General features: G+C 42.9%; 15 protein-coding genes. 13 read left to right on the top strand and 2 right to left on the bottom strand.

Annotation, left to right across the window (positions count from 1 at the left end; genetic code table 11):
• Positions 1-140: 140 nt before the first annotated feature.
• The 10 genes from ACDZ29_RS08940 (at position 141) to ACDZ29_RS08895 (ending at position 12,958) form a co-directional block, all read left to right on the top strand.
• Entirely contained in the window at positions 141-1,718 is a 1,578-nt protein-coding gene (locus ACDZ29_RS08940) for a catalase (RefSeq protein ID WP_375090687.1), read from the top strand.
• Between the two features lie 189 nt (positions 1,719-1,907).
• Positions 1,908-2,138 carry a CsbA family protein gene (locus tag ACDZ29_RS08935; protein WP_289326962.1) on the top strand — a complete coding sequence of 77 codons (231 nt, stop codon included), beginning with the start codon at positions 1,908-1,910 and terminating at the stop codon, positions 2,136-2,138.
• Positions 2,139-2,354: 216 nt separating this feature from the next.
• Positions 2,355-4,340, top strand: a complete 1,986-nt coding sequence (uvrB, locus tag ACDZ29_RS08930) for an excinuclease ABC subunit UvrB (protein WP_375090686.1) — start codon at positions 2,355-2,357, stop codon at positions 4,338-4,340.
• A gap of 6 nt (positions 4,341-4,346) precedes the next feature.
• Entirely contained in the window at positions 4,347-7,226 is a 2,880-nt protein-coding gene (uvrA, locus tag ACDZ29_RS08925) for an excinuclease ABC subunit UvrA (RefSeq protein WP_370016795.1), read from the top strand.
• Positions 7,227-7,457: 231 nt separating this feature from the next.
• Positions 7,458-8,558, top strand: coding sequence for a DUF4097 domain-containing protein (locus ACDZ29_RS08920; protein ID WP_375090685.1), 1,101 nt, complete (start codon positions 7,458-7,460; stop codon positions 8,556-8,558).
• A gap of 479 nt (positions 8,559-9,037) precedes the next feature.
• The gene (gene hprK, locus ACDZ29_RS08915; protein ID WP_034309933.1) at positions 9,038-9,973 is read left to right on the top strand and encodes an HPr(Ser) kinase/phosphatase; all 936 of its coding nucleotides are present in this window, start codon (positions 9,038-9,040) and stop codon (positions 9,971-9,973) included.
• A gap of 27 nt (positions 9,974-10,000) precedes the next feature.
• A complete protein-coding gene (lgt, locus tag ACDZ29_RS08910; protein WP_289326957.1) occupies positions 10,001-10,813 on the top strand; it encodes a prolipoprotein diacylglyceryl transferase in 813 nt (270 codons plus the stop codon).
• A 27-nt stretch (positions 10,814-10,840) separates the two neighbouring features.
• Positions 10,841-11,785, top strand: coding sequence for a nucleoside recognition domain-containing protein (locus ACDZ29_RS08905; protein ID WP_375090684.1), 945 nt, complete (start codon positions 10,841-10,843; stop codon positions 11,783-11,785).
• A complete protein-coding gene (ppaX, locus tag ACDZ29_RS08900; protein WP_375090683.1) occupies positions 11,775-12,443 on the top strand; it encodes a pyrophosphatase PpaX in 669 nt (222 codons plus the stop codon). The genes ACDZ29_RS08905 and ppaX overlap by 11 nt, the downstream gene beginning before the upstream one ends.
• On the top strand, positions 12,440-12,958 hold the full coding sequence (locus tag ACDZ29_RS08895; protein WP_061465570.1) for a DapH/DapD/GlmU-related protein: 519 nt from the start codon (positions 12,440-12,442) through the stop codon (positions 12,956-12,958). The genes ppaX and ACDZ29_RS08895 overlap by 4 nt, the downstream gene beginning before the upstream one ends.
• 136 nt (positions 12,959-13,094) lie before the next feature.
• On the opposite strand, the gene ACDZ29_RS08890 is transcribed toward ACDZ29_RS08895, so the two are convergent.
• Positions 13,095-13,763: a class D sortase gene (locus tag ACDZ29_RS08890; RefSeq protein WP_375090682.1), complete on the bottom strand. Its 669-nt coding sequence runs from the start codon at positions 13,761-13,763 to the stop codon at positions 13,095-13,097.
• 1 nt (position 13,764) lies between these two features.
• A complete protein-coding gene (locus ACDZ29_RS08885; protein WP_375090681.1) occupies positions 13,765-14,823 on the bottom strand; it encodes a processed acidic surface protein in 1,059 nt (352 codons plus the stop codon).
• Between the two features lie 487 nt (positions 14,824-15,310).
• On the opposite strand from ACDZ29_RS08885, the gene ACDZ29_RS08880 reads away from it, so the two are divergent.
• The 3 genes from ACDZ29_RS08880 to hisD are packed head-to-tail and all read left to right on the top strand — an operon-like array spanning position 15,311 to position 18,424.
• The gene (locus tag ACDZ29_RS08880; protein WP_289314414.1) at positions 15,311-16,495 is read left to right on the top strand and encodes an ATP phosphoribosyltransferase regulatory subunit; all 1,185 of its coding nucleotides are present in this window, start codon (positions 15,311-15,313) and stop codon (positions 16,493-16,495) included.
• A complete protein-coding gene (hisG, locus tag ACDZ29_RS08875; protein ID WP_370017120.1) occupies positions 16,488-17,120 on the top strand; it encodes an ATP phosphoribosyltransferase in 633 nt (210 codons plus the stop codon). Before ACDZ29_RS08880 ends, hisG begins: the two co-directional genes overlap by 8 nt.
• Before the next feature lie 23 nt (positions 17,121-17,143).
• The gene (gene hisD / locus ACDZ29_RS08870) at positions 17,144-18,424 is read left to right on the top strand and encodes a histidinol dehydrogenase (protein ID WP_375090680.1); all 1,281 of its coding nucleotides are present in this window, start codon (positions 17,144-17,146) and stop codon (positions 18,422-18,424) included.
• Positions 18,425-18,475: the final 51 nt, after the last annotated feature.

Here is an 18,475-nt window from a genome sequence, read left to right as displayed (position 1 = left end):
GAAAATAAACTCATTCATATATAGGAGAAAAGCACTCATTTATCCAATTTCAATAAAATTTGAAGATTGAAGAGTGAAATATAGGGAATAGGGGAAAGTATAGTTGTATTGTGGAATTAATTTACATAGGAGGGATTTTTTTGTCTGATAAATCAAAAAAAACAAATGATGAATCGAAAGAAACATTAACGAACAGGCAAGGGCACCCCGTAACGAATAACCAGAGTCTTAGAACTGTAGGAAACAGAGGTCCTAGTACACTTGAGAACTACGATTTCCTGGAAAAGATCAGCCACTTCGATAGGGAGCGTATTCCTGAACGGGTGGTGCATGCCCGTGGTGCAGGTGCACATGGTTATTTTGTTCCGACTGGTAAAGCGGGGGACGAGCCAATTTCAAAATATACGAGAGCGAAGGTTTTTCAGGAAGAAGGTAAAAAAACACCGGTATTCGTGAGGTTTTCTTCTGTTATTCATGGAGGGACTTCCCCGGAAACGTTACGTGACCCCAGGGGATTTGCCGTTAAATTTTATACGGAAGATGGAAACTGGGATCTTGTAGGCAATAACCTGAAAATTTTCTTTATCCGTGATGCCATGAAATTCCCGGATTTAATTCATGCCTTCAAACCGGATCCGGTCACGAATATTCAGGACGGCAGAAGGATTTTCGATTTTTGCTCGAGTTCACCGGAAACATTCCATATGATTACCTTTGTGTTTTCCCCTTGGGGCATTCCAGCTAACTACCGCATGATGCAAGGGTCAGGGGTCAATACTTATAAATGGGTGAATGAGGAAGGCAAAGCCGTACTTGTTAAATATCACTGGGAACCGAAACAAGGGATCAAGAACCTGACGCAGCATGAGGCTAATGAAATTCAAGCTACGAATTTCAATCATGCCACACAGGATTTATATGAAGCGATCGAACGCGGGGACTACCCGGAATGGGATCTCAACGTACAGATCATGAGTGATGATGATCATCCCGAGTTGGATTTTGATCCTCTTGATGACACAAAGATCTGGCCGAAAGATGAGTTCCCATGGCTGCATGTCGGTACGATGGTATTGGATAAAAACCCGGAAGACTACTTCACTGAAGTGGAACAGGCTGCATTCGGCACGGGTGTCCTAGTGGATGGACTGGACTTCTCTGATGACAAGATGTTACAGGGACGTACATTCTCTTATTCCGATACACAGCGTCACCGTGTTGGCGCGAATTATCTGCAATTGCCGATCAATGCTCCAAAGAAGCCAACAGCCACGAATCAGACGGGCGGACAGATGCAATATGAAGTTGGCAGAGGTAACCAAAGCCCCCACATCAACTACGAACCATCAACTGTAGGAGGTTTGAAAGAAGCCAAGCAGACGGGCAAGGAGCATACACCTTTGGTAGAAGGAAAACTTGTTCGTGAGACAATCGATCGCCAAAACAATACGAAGCAGGCTGGTGAAACATTCCGTGAATTCGAAGATTGGGAAAAAGACGATTTAATCTCCAATTTAGTGTCGGCATTGGCTCCTGCCGACAAGCGGATTCAGGAAAAAATGATAGCCCTTGCCGAAGAGGCTGATGAAGAGTATGGCCGCAGATTAAAAGAGGGATTAGCCTCGGCTTCTGAACATACGGAATCTTCAAAAACTATGGGTGGAACGGATAACCCAGAGGATGCAGTCAGAAAAGGACATGAAGCAGATCCATATTGATTGGTCTGAAAGGAAGCAAACTTCCCTTTAAAGGGTTTGCTTCTTTTTTTAATGGGCATAATTTATGGATGGGTGGAATGGTCTTCAGGGGATGCCGTCTAAAATCAAGCAGGAAATAGATTGGCAAAAAACTTCATAATCATTTAAACTGAAACTACTCTATTTTTCTCTTATAAAGGAGATGAAAAAATGATTAAAATTCTTTCTGCCCTTTTCCTTCCTTGTCTACTTGTCATGCTATTTTCAAGAGTCACCTATAACAATGTCGTTGGCCTTGTTTTAACGGTTGCCTTGATTACAGCTTCCGCATATAAAGGTTATACGCATACAAACTTATTGATCATCGTGGATGCCTTATCCCTGACTGTGGGATTTTGGTTATCAAAAAGAATGATGAAACAAACATCCAAGAGCGCCTGACATCAAAGGTGCTTTTTTTGTACTCAACTTGTCATTCCCCTCAATACCCATCGAGTCTACAAACAAAAAATAGAATGGATGTTCGCTTATCGCTGGTTTGTTTTGAGGCGATTGTGGTAGAATGTGTATATATACATTCTTAAACCGGAATAAATAGAAGGGATATAGCCATGTCCCGTTTTCATATAAAAATATTTCAATAGGAGGCTATGCTTGGTGAAGGATAAGTTTGAGTTAGTCTCAAAATACTCTCCTGAAGGAGATCAACCTGCTGCAATTGAAATGCTTGTCGAAGGCATTAAAGAAGGCAAGGAAATGCAGACATTATTGGGGGCAACGGGGACAGGGAAGACGTTCACCGTTTCCAATGTGATTCAACAAATAAATAAACCGACTCTTGTCATTGCCCACAATAAAACGTTGGCAGGACAGCTTTACAGTGAATTCAAAGAGTTTTTCCCAAATAATGCCGTTGAATACTTCGTCAGCTATTATGATTACTACCAGCCAGAAGCTTATGTTCCATCCACGGATACATTCATCGAAAAAGATGCAAGCATCAATGATGAAATCGATAAACTGCGTCACTCGGCTACCTCTTCATTGTTCGAAAGGAAAGATGTCATCATCATCGCCAGCGTTTCGTGCATATATGGACTCGGTTCCCCTGAAGAGTACCGCGAGATGGTCGTTTCTCTCCGAACAGGCATGGAAATAGACCGGAACACCTTGCTGCACAGACTCGTGGATATTCAATATGAGCGGAATGATATTGCTTTCCAACGGGGGACTTTCCGCGTTCGTGGCGACGTGGTCGAAATTTTCCCTGCCTCACGTGATGAACATTGCGTAAGGGTCGAGTTTTTCGGAGATGAGATTGACCGTATCCGTGAAGTGGATGCCCTGACTGGTGAAATCACCGGTGAACGTGAACATATCGCCATTTTCCCGGCTTCCCATTTCGTTACTCGCGAAGAGAAAATGAGGATAGCCGTTCAAAATATCGAAACGGAACTGGAAGAGCGATTGAAGGAATTAAGGGAAGATGAAAAGCTCCTTGAAGCCCAGCGCTTGGAGCAGAGAACCCGTTATGATTTGGAAATGATGCGGGAAATGGGCTTTTGTTCAGGGATCGAGAACTATTCCCGCCATTTAACGCTTCGCCCCTCAGGTGCGACACCTTACACTTTAATGGATTACTTTCCAGAGGATTTCCTTTTGGTCGTGGATGAATCACACGTGACCCTTTCGCAAATCCGGGGAATGTTCAATGGGGATCAGGCACGTAAGCAAGTACTCGTCGATCATGGCTTCCGTCTGCCGTCTGCAAAGGATAACCGCCCGCTAAGATTTGAAGAATTTGAAAAAAAGGTCCATCAATCCATATTCGTTTCGGCAACTCCGGGACCATATGAACTCGAACATACGCCAGAAATGGTTCAGCAGATCATCCGTCCTACCGGCTTGCTGGATCCAACGATAGAAGTGCGGCCGATTGAAGGACAGATAGATGACTTGATCGGTGAAATACAAGAGCGCGTCAAAAAGAACGAGCGAGTCCTCATTACGACCTTAACGAAAAAGATGTCTGAGGATTTAACCGATTATTTAAAGGAAATTGGCATCAAGGTCCAATACCTTCATTCGGAAGTGAAGACCTTGGACAGGATAGAAATCATCCGGGAACTGCGAATGGGCAAATATGATGTACTCGTTGGAATCAATCTTTTAAGGGAAGGCCTGGATATTCCGGAAGTGTCATTAGTGACAATTCTGGATGCCGATAAAGAAGGGTTCCTTCGCTCGGAGCGCTCGCTTATTCAAACGATGGGCCGTGCAGCCCGTAATGCCAACGGCCACGTCATCATGTATGCGGACCGCATCACGAATTCGATGGAACTTGCCATCAATGAAACGAAGCGGCGCCGTGAAATTCAGGAAAATTATAATAAAGAGTATGGAATAATGCCGCAGACCATTCAAAAGGATATCCGGGACTCCATCAGGGCCACTCACGTAGCGGAAGAAGGAGAAGCGTATAAAGAAGATCTTGCACCAAGTCTCGCGAAGCTTCCTAAAAAGGAGCGCGTAAAAGTGATGGCAAGCATGGAAAAAGAAATGAAGGAAGCGGCAAAGGCACTGGACTTCGAGCGAGCTGCCGAGCTGCGTGATTTATTACTAGAGTTAAAAGCGGAAGGGTGACGAAACATGGCAATGGATAAAATTGTGATAAAAGGCGCCAGGGCCAATAATTTAAAGAATATTGATATCACGATACCGAGAGACAAACTTGTCGTGCTGACCGGATTATCCGGATCTGGAAAGTCTTCCTTGGCTTTTGACACGATTTATGCAGAAGGGCAAAGGCGTTATGTAGAATCACTGTCCGCTTATGCCCGTCAATTCTTAGGCCAAGTGGATAAACCGGATGTCGATGCGATCGAAGGTTTGTCGCCAGCCATTTCCATAGACCAGAAAACGACCAGTCGAAATCCACGTTCAACCGTAGGGACTGTGACGGAAATCTATGATTATTTAAGGCTGTTATTTGCACGGGTCGGCAGGCCGACCTGTCCGATCCATAATATTGAAATTACCTCACAAACGATTGAGCAAATGGTGGACCGCATTCTTGATTACCCTGAGCGTACCAAGCTTCAGGTATTGGCACCGCTTGTCTCAGGCAGAAAAGGGACACATGCAAAAGTTTTGGAGGAAGTTAAGAAACAAGGATATGTCCGCATTCGTGTGAACGGGGAAATGCATGATCTTAGTGATGAGATCACTCTCGAAAAAAATAAAAAACATTCGATTGAAGTCATTATAGACCGGATTGTCATTAAAGAGGGTGTCATGGCGCGGCTTGCAGATTCATTGGAAAGTGCTTTGAAGCTCGGTGAAGGCAAAGTCATCATTGACGTCATGGGTGAAGAAGAGCTGCTGTTCAGTGAACATCATGCTTGTCCATACTGCGGGTTTTCGATTGAAGAGTTAGAGCCGAGGATGTTCTCCTTCAATAGCCCGTTTGGAGCCTGCCCGGATTGTGATGGTTTGGGGGCGAGGCTTGAGGTGGACCGTGATCTGGTCATACCCAATAAGGAATTAAGCCTCCGTCAACATGCTATCGCGCCATGGGAGCCGACGAGTTCTCAATATTATCCTCAGCTTCTTGAAGCGGTGGCCAACCATTATGGGATAGATATGGATATCCCCGTTAAAGATTTACCGGAAGATAAATTGGAGAAGGTCTTGCTTGGTTCAGGTAAAGATAAGATATATTTCCGTTATAAAAATGATTTTGGAAGAGTGCAAGAAGGATATATTCCTTTTGAAGGAGTTTTAAGAAATATCGAAAGGCGCTTCAAGGAGACGAGTTCAGACTATATTCGTGAGCAAATGCAGAAATATATGTCAGAACATCACTGTCCAACCTGTAAGGGTCATCGATTGAAAAAAGAGAGTCTTTCCGTGCTCATTCAAGGGGTCCATATAAGTGAAACAACAGCTTTATCAGTGGAAGATGCGTTAGTATTTTTTGATGAGCTGGATTTGACGGAAAAGGAAGCTGCCATTGCGAGATTGATTTTACGTGAGATTCGTGAGCGGCTCGGATTCCTGGCTAATGTAGGTTTGGAATATTTGACTTTGAGCAGGGCAGCAGGGACATTATCAGGTGGCGAAGCGCAGCGTATACGATTGGCGACGCAGATCGGTTCCCGTTTGACGGGAGTCCTGTACATTTTAGATGAACCTTCAATAGGGCTGCATCAGAGGGATAACGATCGATTAATTGAAACATTGAAGAATATGCGCGAAATCGGGAACACCCTGATTGTTGTCGAGCACGATGAAGATACGATGCTTGCTGCGGATTATTTGATCGATGTTGGTCCGGGCGCAGGAGCACATGGAGGAGAAATAGTGGCCGCTGGAACTCCGGAAGAGGTCATGAATAATCCTAAATCCTTAACGGGCCAATATTTAGCAGGGAAGAAATTCATTCCATTGCCATTGGAACGCCGGAAAAATGATGGCCGCGTCATTGAAATAAAAGGTGCCAAGGAAAATAATTTAAAAAACGTTAATGTTAAATTCCCTCTTGGAGTCTTTACAGCCGTTACAGGAGTCTCGGGATCAGGGAAAAGTACATTAGTGAATGAGATCCTCCATAAGTCATTGGCTCAAAAGCTGAACCGGGCAAAAGCTAGACCAGGCGATTTTCGTGAGATCAAGGGAATTGAGCATTTAGATAAAGTCATTGATATTGACCAGTCACCGATCGGTAGAACCCCACGATCAAATCCAGCTACCTATACAGGTGTATTTGATGATGTTCGTGACGTTTTTGCCTCGACTAATGAAGCGAAGATTCGCGGTTATAAAAAAGGACGGTTCAGCTTCAATGTGAAGGGCGGCCGCTGTGAAGCATGCCGTGGTGATGGGATTATCAAGATAGAAATGCATTTTCTCCCGGATGTCTATGTCCCATGTGAAATCTGTCATGGAAAACGTTATAACAGGGAAACGCTTGAAGTGAAATATAAAGGGAAAAACATTTCCGACATTCTCGATATGACAGTTGAGGAAGGCGTTAGTTTCTTTGAAAATATACCGAAAATCAAACGGAAGCTACAAACGATTTTTGACGTTGGTTTGGGTTATATCAAGCTTGGACAGCCTGCTACCACTTTATCAGGCGGTGAAGCGCAAAGGGTGAAACTTGCATCTGAATTGCATCGCCGTTCCACTGGGAGATCCTTTTATATCTTGGATGAACCAACTACCGGACTTCATGTCCACGATATAGCAAGGTTGCTCGAGGTCCTGCAGCGGCTGGTTGACAATGGGGATACAGTTTTGGTGATTGAGCATAATCTGGATGTCATCAAGACGGCGGACCATATTATTGACCTAGGACCGGAAGGCGGAGATAAGGGCGGAACGATCGTCACTTATGGAACACCTGAAAAAATATGTGAAGTTTCCGAATCATATACGGGAAAATACTTAAAACCTGTACTGACCCGTGATCAAATTCGCATGGAAAATTGGATTGAAGAAAAAGAACAAGAGCATGAACATGCTTAAAAGAACAAGCCATCCGGCTTGTTTTTTTGTAGAAAAATGACGGTGTGCATTTAATCAATCATTTGATTAAACAATAGGAAAACAGGATATTTCCGGGGAAATGATACATCTTTCCTTTTCGGAAATTGTCATTTTCCTTTGTCGAATGATGGGAAAAAGGGTATTTATGAAACTTTTTAGATATCTAGGCGTATGTATGAATAAAATGATAGAAGAAAGCGAGGAATGTTCATGCAGGAGGAAAGAAAGAAAATTTTAGAAATGATTCAGGATGGAAAGTTATCAGCGGAAGAAGCGATGGGTCTTTTGGAAGAATTGGATAAAGCGAGTCAGGAAAGTGAAGCTAAAGAGCAGAAATTGCAGAATGAATTATCGACGGTAGTCGTGGATAAGAAAAGCGAAGGAAGCACTCAGGATACGTTTAAGAAGAATATCCAGTCATCGAAAGAAAAGATTATTGATTTTGTTGAAAGTGCTTTTAAGAAAATCAAAGAAACGGACCTTGATTTCAATTTCGGGAAATCTGTGGAGGTCAGTCATATTTTTCAGCATGATTTTGATTTCCTCAATGAAGTTGATGTAGATATAGCAAATGGGAAAATAAAAATCGCTGCATGGGACCATAATGATGTCAGGGTTGAATGCCAGGCAAAGGTATACCGGGTGGAAGATATAGAAGAAGCTAGGAAAAACTTTTTGGAAGAAGTCGATTTTTCGATTGAAGATGGAAAGATGATGTTCAAGGTTCGTGAGAAATCCATAAAGGTCGATACGATCATGTACATTCCAAGGAAGGAATATGAAGTCATTCATATAAGGATGTTCAATGGTGCAATCACGACTGAATCTTTGAAATCGGAGAACCTTAAAGCGAAGACAGCGAATGGTGCCATTCATATCATGCAGGGTACGGGTGATTCGTGTGAGCTTGAAACGGGTAACGGGATGATCACCATATCAGATACCAACTTTAATGACTTGGAAGCTGAGACCTTGAATGGGGCTATTAATGCCGATGGATACTTCAAGAAACTGGATGTCCAGACTTTCAATGGGGAAATCGTCTGTACGAATTCAGGGATGGATTGCGATTCAATCCATGCTAAGTCTATTACTGGGAAAGTCCAGCTGATCCTGCCACCAGGTAAGGCGATTGAGGGAGAGTTGAAATCTAATTTAGGAAGCTTTAATGTAACTTTAGAAGGGATGACCATCATCGAAGAGAAAAGTGATGTGGTTCAGAAAGTCCTTAAGTTTAAGACGGTTAAAGAAGAGGTTCCTGTGCTTCATGTTTTTGCAGAAACAAAGACTGCCGCGATAACAGTTTCCTGAAGAAGCAGAAAGCCTGCCAGACGGGCTTTCTGTTCGTAGACAAAAGGGGTTCTATCTAAATTTCAAAACAAAGTTTATTGGAACGTAAGGTACGAGACTCCTGCGGGGAAAGCGTGTCTAGGGAGACCCCGCAGGCGCAAAGGTGAACCGCCCGCGGAAAGCGAGTTCCTGGAGTGAAAATCAACGTTAAATTGTGCAAGACCTTAAAAAACTGTAGACAAAATCGATTGTCATCGAGTTGTCCACAGTCTGAAAGCCCGCCAATATAAATTGGCGGGCTTGCTTTTATTTTGGTGTAAGGATTCATGTATGTTCCTCTCATCTCTTTACTGGTTATGGGGCCATCCCGTGCCATCATCCGGGCGGAGTGAATAAAAAAACAATAAATCGATAATGCTTTGTTTGGTTATTAACAGAAAAATGCTAAAATAGAAAAAGTATCTCTAAAAATAGCATCGCTCCAAAAGGAGGAAAGATATATGGCAAAAGTCCGTACAAAAGATATAGTTGAAGCGTTCGGTCTAGAACTTATCAGTGGGGAAGAAGGAATTAACCGTCCAATTGTCACGAGTGATTTATCTCGTCCAGGACTTGAAATAGCCGGTTTTTTTGATTATTATCCCGCGGATCGAGTACAGCTTTTAGGCATGACGGAAATGTCCTTTTTTAATCGGTTGAATGAACCGGATCGAATACAGAGGATGGAAGAGTTATGCAGGGACTTTACTCCAGGCATCATCATTACGCGTGGTCAGGAAGTGCCGATAGAGTTGATAGAAGCTTCTGAGCGGGAATCCGTTCCTGTGATGAGATCTAATATGAAGACAACGCGCTTATACAGCCGTTTGACCAATTTCCTTGAAAGTAGGTTGGCACCAACTACTGCTGTTCATGGTGTATTGGTGGATATCTATGGGCTGGGTGTGTTGATCACCGGGAAAAGCGGTGTCGGTAAAAGTGAGACAGCCTTGGAATTAGTGAAACGGGGTCATCGCCTCGTAGCCGATGATTGCGTCGAAATCAGGCAGGAAGACCAAGATACGCTAGTCGGGAATGCCCCGGATTTAATCGAACATCTTCTTGAAATAAGAGGGTTGGGAATCATTAATGTAATGACGCTTTTTGGAGCTGGTGCAGTCCGGAGCAATAAAAAGATCTCAATCGTCATCAATCTGGAACTATGGGAAAAAAACAAGCAGTATGACCGGGTGGGTCTTGATGAAGAAAAAATGAAAATCATTGATACGGAAGTGACGAAAATTACCGTACCTGTGCGCCCAGGTCGAAATTTAGCTGTTATCATTGAGGTGGCAGCCATGAATTACCGCCTGAAACGAATGGGAGTAAATGCTGCAGAACAGTTTTCAGATCGCTTGAATCATGCAATTGCAGATCCTGAACATGATGAATTTTAAAAGGTATATAGGAAAAGAGGGGACAATATGGAACAAGGAATACAACCGCTGAATCCAATAGCGATTGATCTTGGCCCTATTCAGGTTCATTGGTATGGACTGATCATCGGTTTTGGTGTGTTACTGGGTCTTATTATCGCTTTAAGGGAATCTGAGCGAAGAGGTCTCGATAAGGAAGTTTTTACCGATATGATTTTGTTTGCTGTCCCAATTGCGATCATTAGTGCCCGTATTTATTATGTCATCTTCCAATGGGAGTACTATTCACAAAACCCGGGGGATATCATAAAAATATGGAATGGCGGAATTGCCATACACGGTGCGCTGATTGGAGCGGTATTGACCGCCATAGTTTTTGCCAAGGTCAAGAAAGTCTCATTTTGGAAGCTGGCGGATATTGCTGCACCGAGTTTATTGTTGGGGCAGGCAATTGGCCGTTGGGGTAATTTCATGAATCAGGAAGCACATGGGGGAGAAATAACAAGGTCATTCCTGGAAAATATGCATTTGCCTGAATTCATCATTAATCAAATGTACATTAACGGTACGTATTATCACCCAACCTTTTTGTATGAATCGATTTGGAATATCGTCGGTGTAATCATCCTCTTAAGTTTACGGAAAGTGAACTTGCGCAGGGGTGAACTATTTTTAACTTATGTATTATGGTATTCCATCGGCCGTTTTTACATTGAAGGTTTGCGGACGGATAGTTTGATGCTGACGGAGTCGCTGCGTATCGCACAAGTGATCTCGATTGTCCTGGTAGCTGTGGCCATTGCTTTAGTGGTCTATAGAAGGGTCCGTGGGCATGCAGACAAAAGATACTTAGATGCATAGGGAATATGTGTAAAGGGAGAGGGCATAGTGATAGTGGATTCGGTTAAAAGGGGACTTCTTTCCGGCTTGAATACAACTTGGTCTTTGGGTAAAGTGATATTTCCAGTTACTCTGATCGTCACTGTGCTTCAATATACGCCTGTACTGCCATTTATCATTAACTTGATAGCGCCTTTGATGAATCTCATCGGTCTTCCAGGGGATGCGGCAATTCCGCTCGTGTTAGGGAATTTCCTGAATTTATACGCAGCGATAGCAGGCATATTAACGCTTGATTTGACTGTGAAAGAGGTTTTTATTATCGCTACGATGCTATCTTTTTCACATAATCTATTGATCGAGTCTGGTGTTGCAATGAAAACCGGCGTCAAGCTGTGGATCATTTTAACAGTACGGATCGGGCTTGCACTTTTGTCAGCGGTCGTCATCAATCTTGTTTGGCAGGGCGGATCTGAAATGGCACAAGGAGTGGCTATCGGGGAGACGGCAGAGATTAACGGAGCGGGTGCAATCCTTATACATGGTGTAATCCAGGCCCTTTCCGGAATCGCCCAGCTGGCGGTCATCGTTATACCGCTTATGGTAGTGGTTCAAATCATGAAAGATTTAAAATTGCTGGAAGCCTTCTCAAAAGCCCTTGCTCCCTTTATGAAGGTCCTTGGGATGAAACAGAATGCTTCCATGCCTTTCGTTACAGGTCTGACTCTTGGATTGGCATATGGGGCTGGCGTAATGATTCAAGCAGCAAAGGAAGATAATGTCTCGAAGAAGGATATGACGATTGCATTCATCTTTTTAGTTGCCTGCCATGCTGTTGTAGAAGACACACTGATTTTTATTCCACTGGGGATTCCGGTCTTGCCGTTGTTACTTATTCGGTTACTCACTGCTATTGTTCTAACGATGGTCGTTGCGTATATTTGGAATCGGACTGACAGTGTACAGAGAAAGGAAGCTGTATATGAACAGTAACATAACTACATTATTATTTGATCTTGATGGTACGTTGATCAATACAAATGAATTGATCATCGCCTCTTTTACAGAAACTTTAAACCATTTTTGTCCTGGAAAGTTCGATCGGGAAGATATCATTCTATTTATCGGCCCGACTTTGGTTGATACTTTTTCTTCCATCGATCCAAAGCGAGTGGATGAAATGATCGCTTTCTATCGGGAGCATAATTGGAAGAACCATGATTTGCTTGTCACACAATTTGACGGGGTATACGAAACCGTTCAAGCATTGAAGCAGAGCGGCTATAAATTGGCAGTCGTTACGACAAAGAAACGTGATGTCGTCGAAAAGGGCCTGCGTTTAAGCAAACTGGATCAATTCTTTGAAGTGGTGGTCACACTTGATGAGGTGCAAAATGCAAAGCCGGATCCAGAGCCTTTGGTAAAAGCTTTAAATCAACTCGGTTCGGTTCCTGAAGAAGCGATCATGATTGGCGACAGTTATCATGATATTCTTGGCGGGAAAAACACAGGTACAAAAACGGCAGGGGTCTCATGGTCCATTAAAGGCCGTGAATTTTTGGAAAGTTATCACCCAGACTATATGCTGGAGCAAATGGCAGATTTATTGAATATCGTTGAGGTTGAAAAGCTCACGGAGGCTAGAAGATGAGACGTACGTTCCGCTATCCAGTTGAAGGGGCTAATTCACTATGGCATGTGTATAAGACCGTTCCTTTCTGGAAAGTCGTAAAGAACTTTGTGGTGATACAGCTAGCGCGTTATACGCCTTTTCTCGGTATGAAGAATTGGCTTTACAGGACTTTTTTACATATGAAAGTCGGAAAGCATACTTCGTTTGCCTTGATGGTCATGCCGGATGTGATGTTTCCGGAAAAAATATCAGTGGGAATAAATACAGTCATTGGCTATAATACGACGATTCTTGCTCATGAATATTTGATTCATGAATATCGTTTAGGAGATGTAGTTATCGGGGATGAGGTATTGATCGGAGCCAATTCGACCATCCTTCCAGGCCTTTCAATTGGAAATGGGGCGATTGTCTCTGCGGGGACGCTTGTCCATAAGGATGTTCCAGAGGGAGCTTTCGTCGGCGGAAATCCAATGAAAATCATATATACCAAAGAGGAAATGCTTGAGCGGGATCAGCAAACTTCCTTATGAAAAAGGACTTGCCCATTTATGCGGCAGGTCCTTTTTAATGGCATTTTGGATATAACGGACTCAGTTCATTTTTAGGTGATCTACTATCCATTTAAGATTTATGAATAGGGGGCTGAATAACTTCAGCCCCCATATCTCATTTATTCATTTCCGTTTTCAATAAATCGGCAACCAATACGTACCGTTCTGGTGCACTGCCGATATATGAAAAAGGATAGCAGGTTGTTACTGTAAGTGTGGCTTTAGGTTTGGGAACGATCACGGTACGGTCATCTGCATCGACGATACGTACCTTCCTCACTTTATATGTAAACGTACCTGCTTCTGTCTTGGCAATCAGCAAGTCACCTTGACCGACTTCACCCAGATCTCTGAAAATAGTATCTCGATGACCGGATAAAACGGAATTATCCTTTTCACCAGGGAGGACAGACCCTGCATAATGGCCGACGCCCTTTTCGAGTTCATCTTCGTCCGTTCCGTGGTAAATTGGGAGAGTTGCCTCGATTTTTGGAATATAAAGCTCACCCATCAAATCACCTGTCTCCGGTCGTTCATCATAAAGTTCGCGCCCATCGGGAATATCTGCATTCGTCTTCGGTTCGGGTAGTTTAGCCGTCGCCTCCGGTTCTGAGAGCTTAGCAGTTACCTCGGTTGTATCAGACTTATTCCATTTATATATGGCATAGCCTTTTAACAGTGTATAGGCGTTGGTCGTTGTAAAATAAAAACCTATGCTTAAAAAGCAAACAGCAGTGATGAATAACCATTTTCTCTTATGCCTGGATTGCCTATTTTCTCTCATCTTAATTAGCAAGTCTCGCTTTTCTAATTAATCCGAAAGCGATGCCCATCATCACTAAACCGATTAAAGCACCGAATAGGTAATTACCAGCCGTTTTAGGAAGCACTCCGCCTTTTTCCGTTTTATGTACGGTTTTTACGGGTTTCTTCTTTTCCTTTTTTACATCAACCACTTTAGAAATGACCTTAGTTGACTGTTTAATGTCATTACCTGTTTCTTTCACTAAATCGGAACCGATCATTTCACCTGTCAATTTAAAATCGAGCAAAAGATTGCCGTTTAGATCATAAATGGAAACTAGTAAACTAGCATTCGTCAAATCCTTAAGCTGGAATAAAGCCTCAAGGGATAGGTTAGTAGTTACACCATCATGTATCAAGGCGAATTTGAATTGAATTTGCAGCAAACTTTGCAGATCATTATATATCGAAAGCAATTCAGCCACTTGCTCTGCAGACAATTCATCAATTGTTTCGAAATATTCGAGTTGATCCATCCTATCGGAAATGGCCATTAAGCGATCTTCAAAGGAAGGGTCCTCGACGATAGGTAAAAGATGGTTCATGAATCTGTCGAGCTCTTCGTCCGTAAGACCGATCTCAGTAAAGAGCCCGTCCATTAAATCGATGATCTCTTCATCATCATATTCCGTCTCTTCATCTTCATAACCCATTTCTAAATCGATGATATCTTCTATGTCGTAAATGAAGTGGAAGGTATCGACGATGGAATCTCCCTCTTCCAGTTCGCCGTATTCTACCAATAATTCCGTGAGTTCTGCTTCTGTCATTTCATATTCTTTAAGTAGATTCAATAAAGTCTCGGGAGTGACGGCCGGCCCTAATGTATCACGCAACTCTTCTACCGATTCCAGTTCATTCAATGTTAGGTCGTAATAGCCTAAATATTCTTCCAATTCTTCTTGTGTCATCCTAACTTCAGAAAGGTATGCATTAAGCTCATCCTGGTTGATCTTAGTGGCCGCAAAACCCTTTGTTCCGCTTAAACTAAGCGAAAAAAGAACAATAAGCGCCAAAAAAAATGAAAGATATCTCTTCAATTCCATTTCCCCCTAAAATTTTCTAATATATCCAAACACCTGAATTATTATAAAACAGCTAAACCAAAAGGTATACATTAATAACAATGAATGGCTAAAGATAGGAATAAATATCCGGGGAAAAAGGTATGAACTCTTCCGTTTGACCTTAAAACGATCATGAAGAAATATCAAAGAGCGTCGTGGGATTGGAGGCACTTTTTTCTTGACGTGAGGAAGGGGCAGGAGTAAACTATTAATAACTTCATCTCGCTACCATATTAGCGAACTAAAGTGATTTAATAGATTATTGAGATTACTTATATGATTATGACATTTTATTTGATACTATTTTTATATGTTATCTGAAATTTGGATTTAAGCGTGCAACCTTGGAAAGATAAAGGTATAAACAAAAAAGGAATAGTGGCAATGACATCGGTTTTTGCCTATAAGGCAGACCGATTGGATATATATAGATTTCAATATTTCAAAAGGATGTGCAGTCGTGACAAAGCCATTTATGTTTGAGAAACCGTTAGGCATGAGAGATACATTGCCGGTGCTATATGAAACGAAAGTGTCGGCCAGAAATAAAATGAGTGATGAAATCAAGAAGTGGGGTTACCAATTTATTGAAACTCCTGCATTGGAATATTATGAAACGATTGGCGAGGCTTCGGCAATTTTAGATCAACAATTGTTTAAACTTCTTGATTCCCAGGGACATACGCTCGTACTGCGTCCCGAGATGACAGCCCCCATTGCACGAGTCGCAGCATCCAAACTGTTAAAACAGCAAATTCCGCTTCGCCTGGCCTATTCTGCGAATGTATATCGAGCACAGCAGCGTGAAGGAGGCCGGCCGGCAGAATTTGAACAGATTGGTATTGAGTGTATCGGGAATAAGTCAATAAGTGCCGATGCTGAAATGATTGCCCTGCTTGCTGATGTTCTAAAGGCTGCGGGTCTTCAGGATTTTAAGATTTCGATTGGACATATAGGATTTTTACAAGAATTTTTCTTAAGCATTTTAGGTACGGAGGAAAGAGCCTCTAAATTAAGGAAGTTTTTATATGAAAAGAATTATGTTGGTTTTCGGGAGCATGTAAAATCGCTGCCGCTTTCATCCATTGATAAACAGCGGCTTATCGAATTTACCTCCTTAAGAGGCAGTGAAGGCACCCTGAAAAAGGCTCTAGGGCTGATTGAAAATAATGAAGGGCAAGATTCTTTGGCTGAACTGAAGGAATTGTCTGCGCAGTTGAAAGAATTTGGCGTTGATCAATATGTGAGCTTCGACTTAACATTGGTCAGTCATATGAGTTATTACACGGGAACTTTATTTGAAGTGTATGCGGGACATGTGGGTTCGCCAATCGGCAATGGCGGCCGGTATGATAATCTGCTTGAAAAGTTCGGTTGGAATGCTTCTGCCACTGGTTTTGCAATCCGGGTGGATCGTCTTGCAGAAGCTCTTGGGGAGCCGATGCAGCCTGTCGCACCAGAATGTATTTTATTCAGTCCCGAACGGAGATTGGAAGCCATTGAATTTGCAAGAATAAAACGATCCGAAGGAAATTTGGTAACGATTCAAGATATTACAGTCGTTCAAAATGTCGATGCTTTTACAAGAACATTTTCAGAAGTGCATTTATTTGTAGGGAATGGAGGGAATGGAAAAGATGAATAATAGCTTTTTAACGATTGCGATGCCGAAAGGGAGAATATTTGAAGAAGCGGCAGAGCTTTTAAGAAGGGCCGATTTTCGTCTCCCTCCTGAGTTTGATGATTCCAGGAAATTGATCCTTGAAGTGGAAGAGGAGAATCTGCGTTTCATTTTAGCTAAACCGATGGATGTCGTAACCTATGTGGAACACGGTGTCGCTGACATTGGAATTGCAGGGAAGGATGTCATGTTAGAGGAAGAACGTGATGTTTATGAGTTACTTGATTTGAAAATCAGTACCTGCTACTTAGCTGTAGCTGGTCTGCCTGGTACGAAAATAAGTGACATCGCCCCCAAAATAGCCAGCAAATATCCGAATGTTGCCTCCAGTTATTTTCGCGAGCAGGGAGAGCAAGTCGAGATTATTAAGTTGAATGGGTCTATTGAGTTAGCGCCGTTAATTGGTTTAGCTGAACGAATTGTGGATATCGTTTCAACGGGGCGGACATTAAAGGAAAATGGTCTCGTGGAATATGCAAAAATTGCCGATGTGACTTCGAGGCTTGTGGCAAACCCTGTCAGCTATCGAATTAAAGAAGCAAGGATTACTGAAATTGTGGATCGGCTAGCAGAAATAATTGAACAGTAAAGAATCGCTAATGAGGTGAGCGTATGAAAATAGAACGGTTTGTAGAAGGGATTTCACTGAAACGTTCGGTCGATGCAGGTACTGCCGATCAAAGAAAAGCGGTTCAGGATATCATTTATGATGTCAGGAAAAGTGGAAACGCCGCTTTACTTAGTTATACCGAAAGATTCGATGGTGTCAGTCCGGGGGAATTACTTGTATCGGAACAGGAAATGGAAGAAGCGATAGCGTCCTTAGCCACGGAGCAGCTTAATATTCTTAAAGAAGCTGCGAATAATATTCGATTGTTTCACGAGAAACAAATTAGAAATTCATGGTTTACTACTGACGATACGGGAACGATGCTAGGACAAAAATTAACACCTCTTGATGCTGTGGGTGTTTATGTACCTGGAGGCACAGCGGCATACCCTTCATCTGTACTGATGAATACGATGCCTGCAAAGGCTGCGGGAGTGGAACGGATCGTTATGGTATCTCCTCCAGGGAAAGATGGGAAATTATCGCCAGCGGTTTTGGCTGCTGCCAAAATTGCCGGTATTACGGAAATATATAAAGTTGGCGGGGCACAGGCCATAGCGGCACTCGCTTATGGGACGGAAACAATAAAGAAAGTGGATAAAATAGTGGGGCCGGGAAATATTTATGTGGCGTTAGCCAAGCGGGAAGTATTCGGGGATGTCGCCATTGATATGATTGCAGGACCAAGTGAAATAGCGGTATTGGCGGACGAGTCCGCCATCGCCAAAGAAGTCGCGGCAGACTTGCTATCACAGGCAGAGCATGATGCCCGTGCTTGCAGTGTTTTGGTGACGACGTCAGCATCTCTTGCAGAAGATGTGGCTGAGGAAGTGGCCAAGCAGGTGGCGGTGCTTCCACGCCATGATATTGCTGCAGCATCCATAAAGGATTATGGAAGAATCATTGTATGCGGGAATATGGAAGAAGCTGTTGAAGCCATTAATGAACTTGCACCGGAACATTTGGAGATTGTGACCAATGATGCACTTGAAGTCATGGCTAAAATCAGGCATGCCGGGGCAATCTTCATTGGCCGATTTAGTTCGGAGCCTGTTGGGGATTACTTTGCAGGTCCCAATCATGTGTTGCCTACAAATGGAACCGCCCGTTTTTCCAGCCCGCTTAATGTTGATGATTTCCAAAAGAAATCGAGCATCATCATGTATAGTGAAACGGCCTTCCGTAAAAATGCAGAAAAAATCGCGTCATTTGCCCGCATGGAAGGACTTGAGGCTCACGCCCGTGCCATAGAATCACGTGGTGTGAATGAATCCGGGAAATAGTTCCTGAATCCTTACGAAATAAGGGAAATACTTATATAAGACTTTTGAAAA

This window comes from Peribacillus sp. RS7 (genome assembly GCF_041956845.1).
In the GTDB taxonomy this organism is placed as follows: Bacteria; Bacillota; Bacilli; order Bacillales; family DSM-1321; genus Peribacillus.
This window is presented reverse-complemented; position numbering and strand designations above follow the sequence as displayed.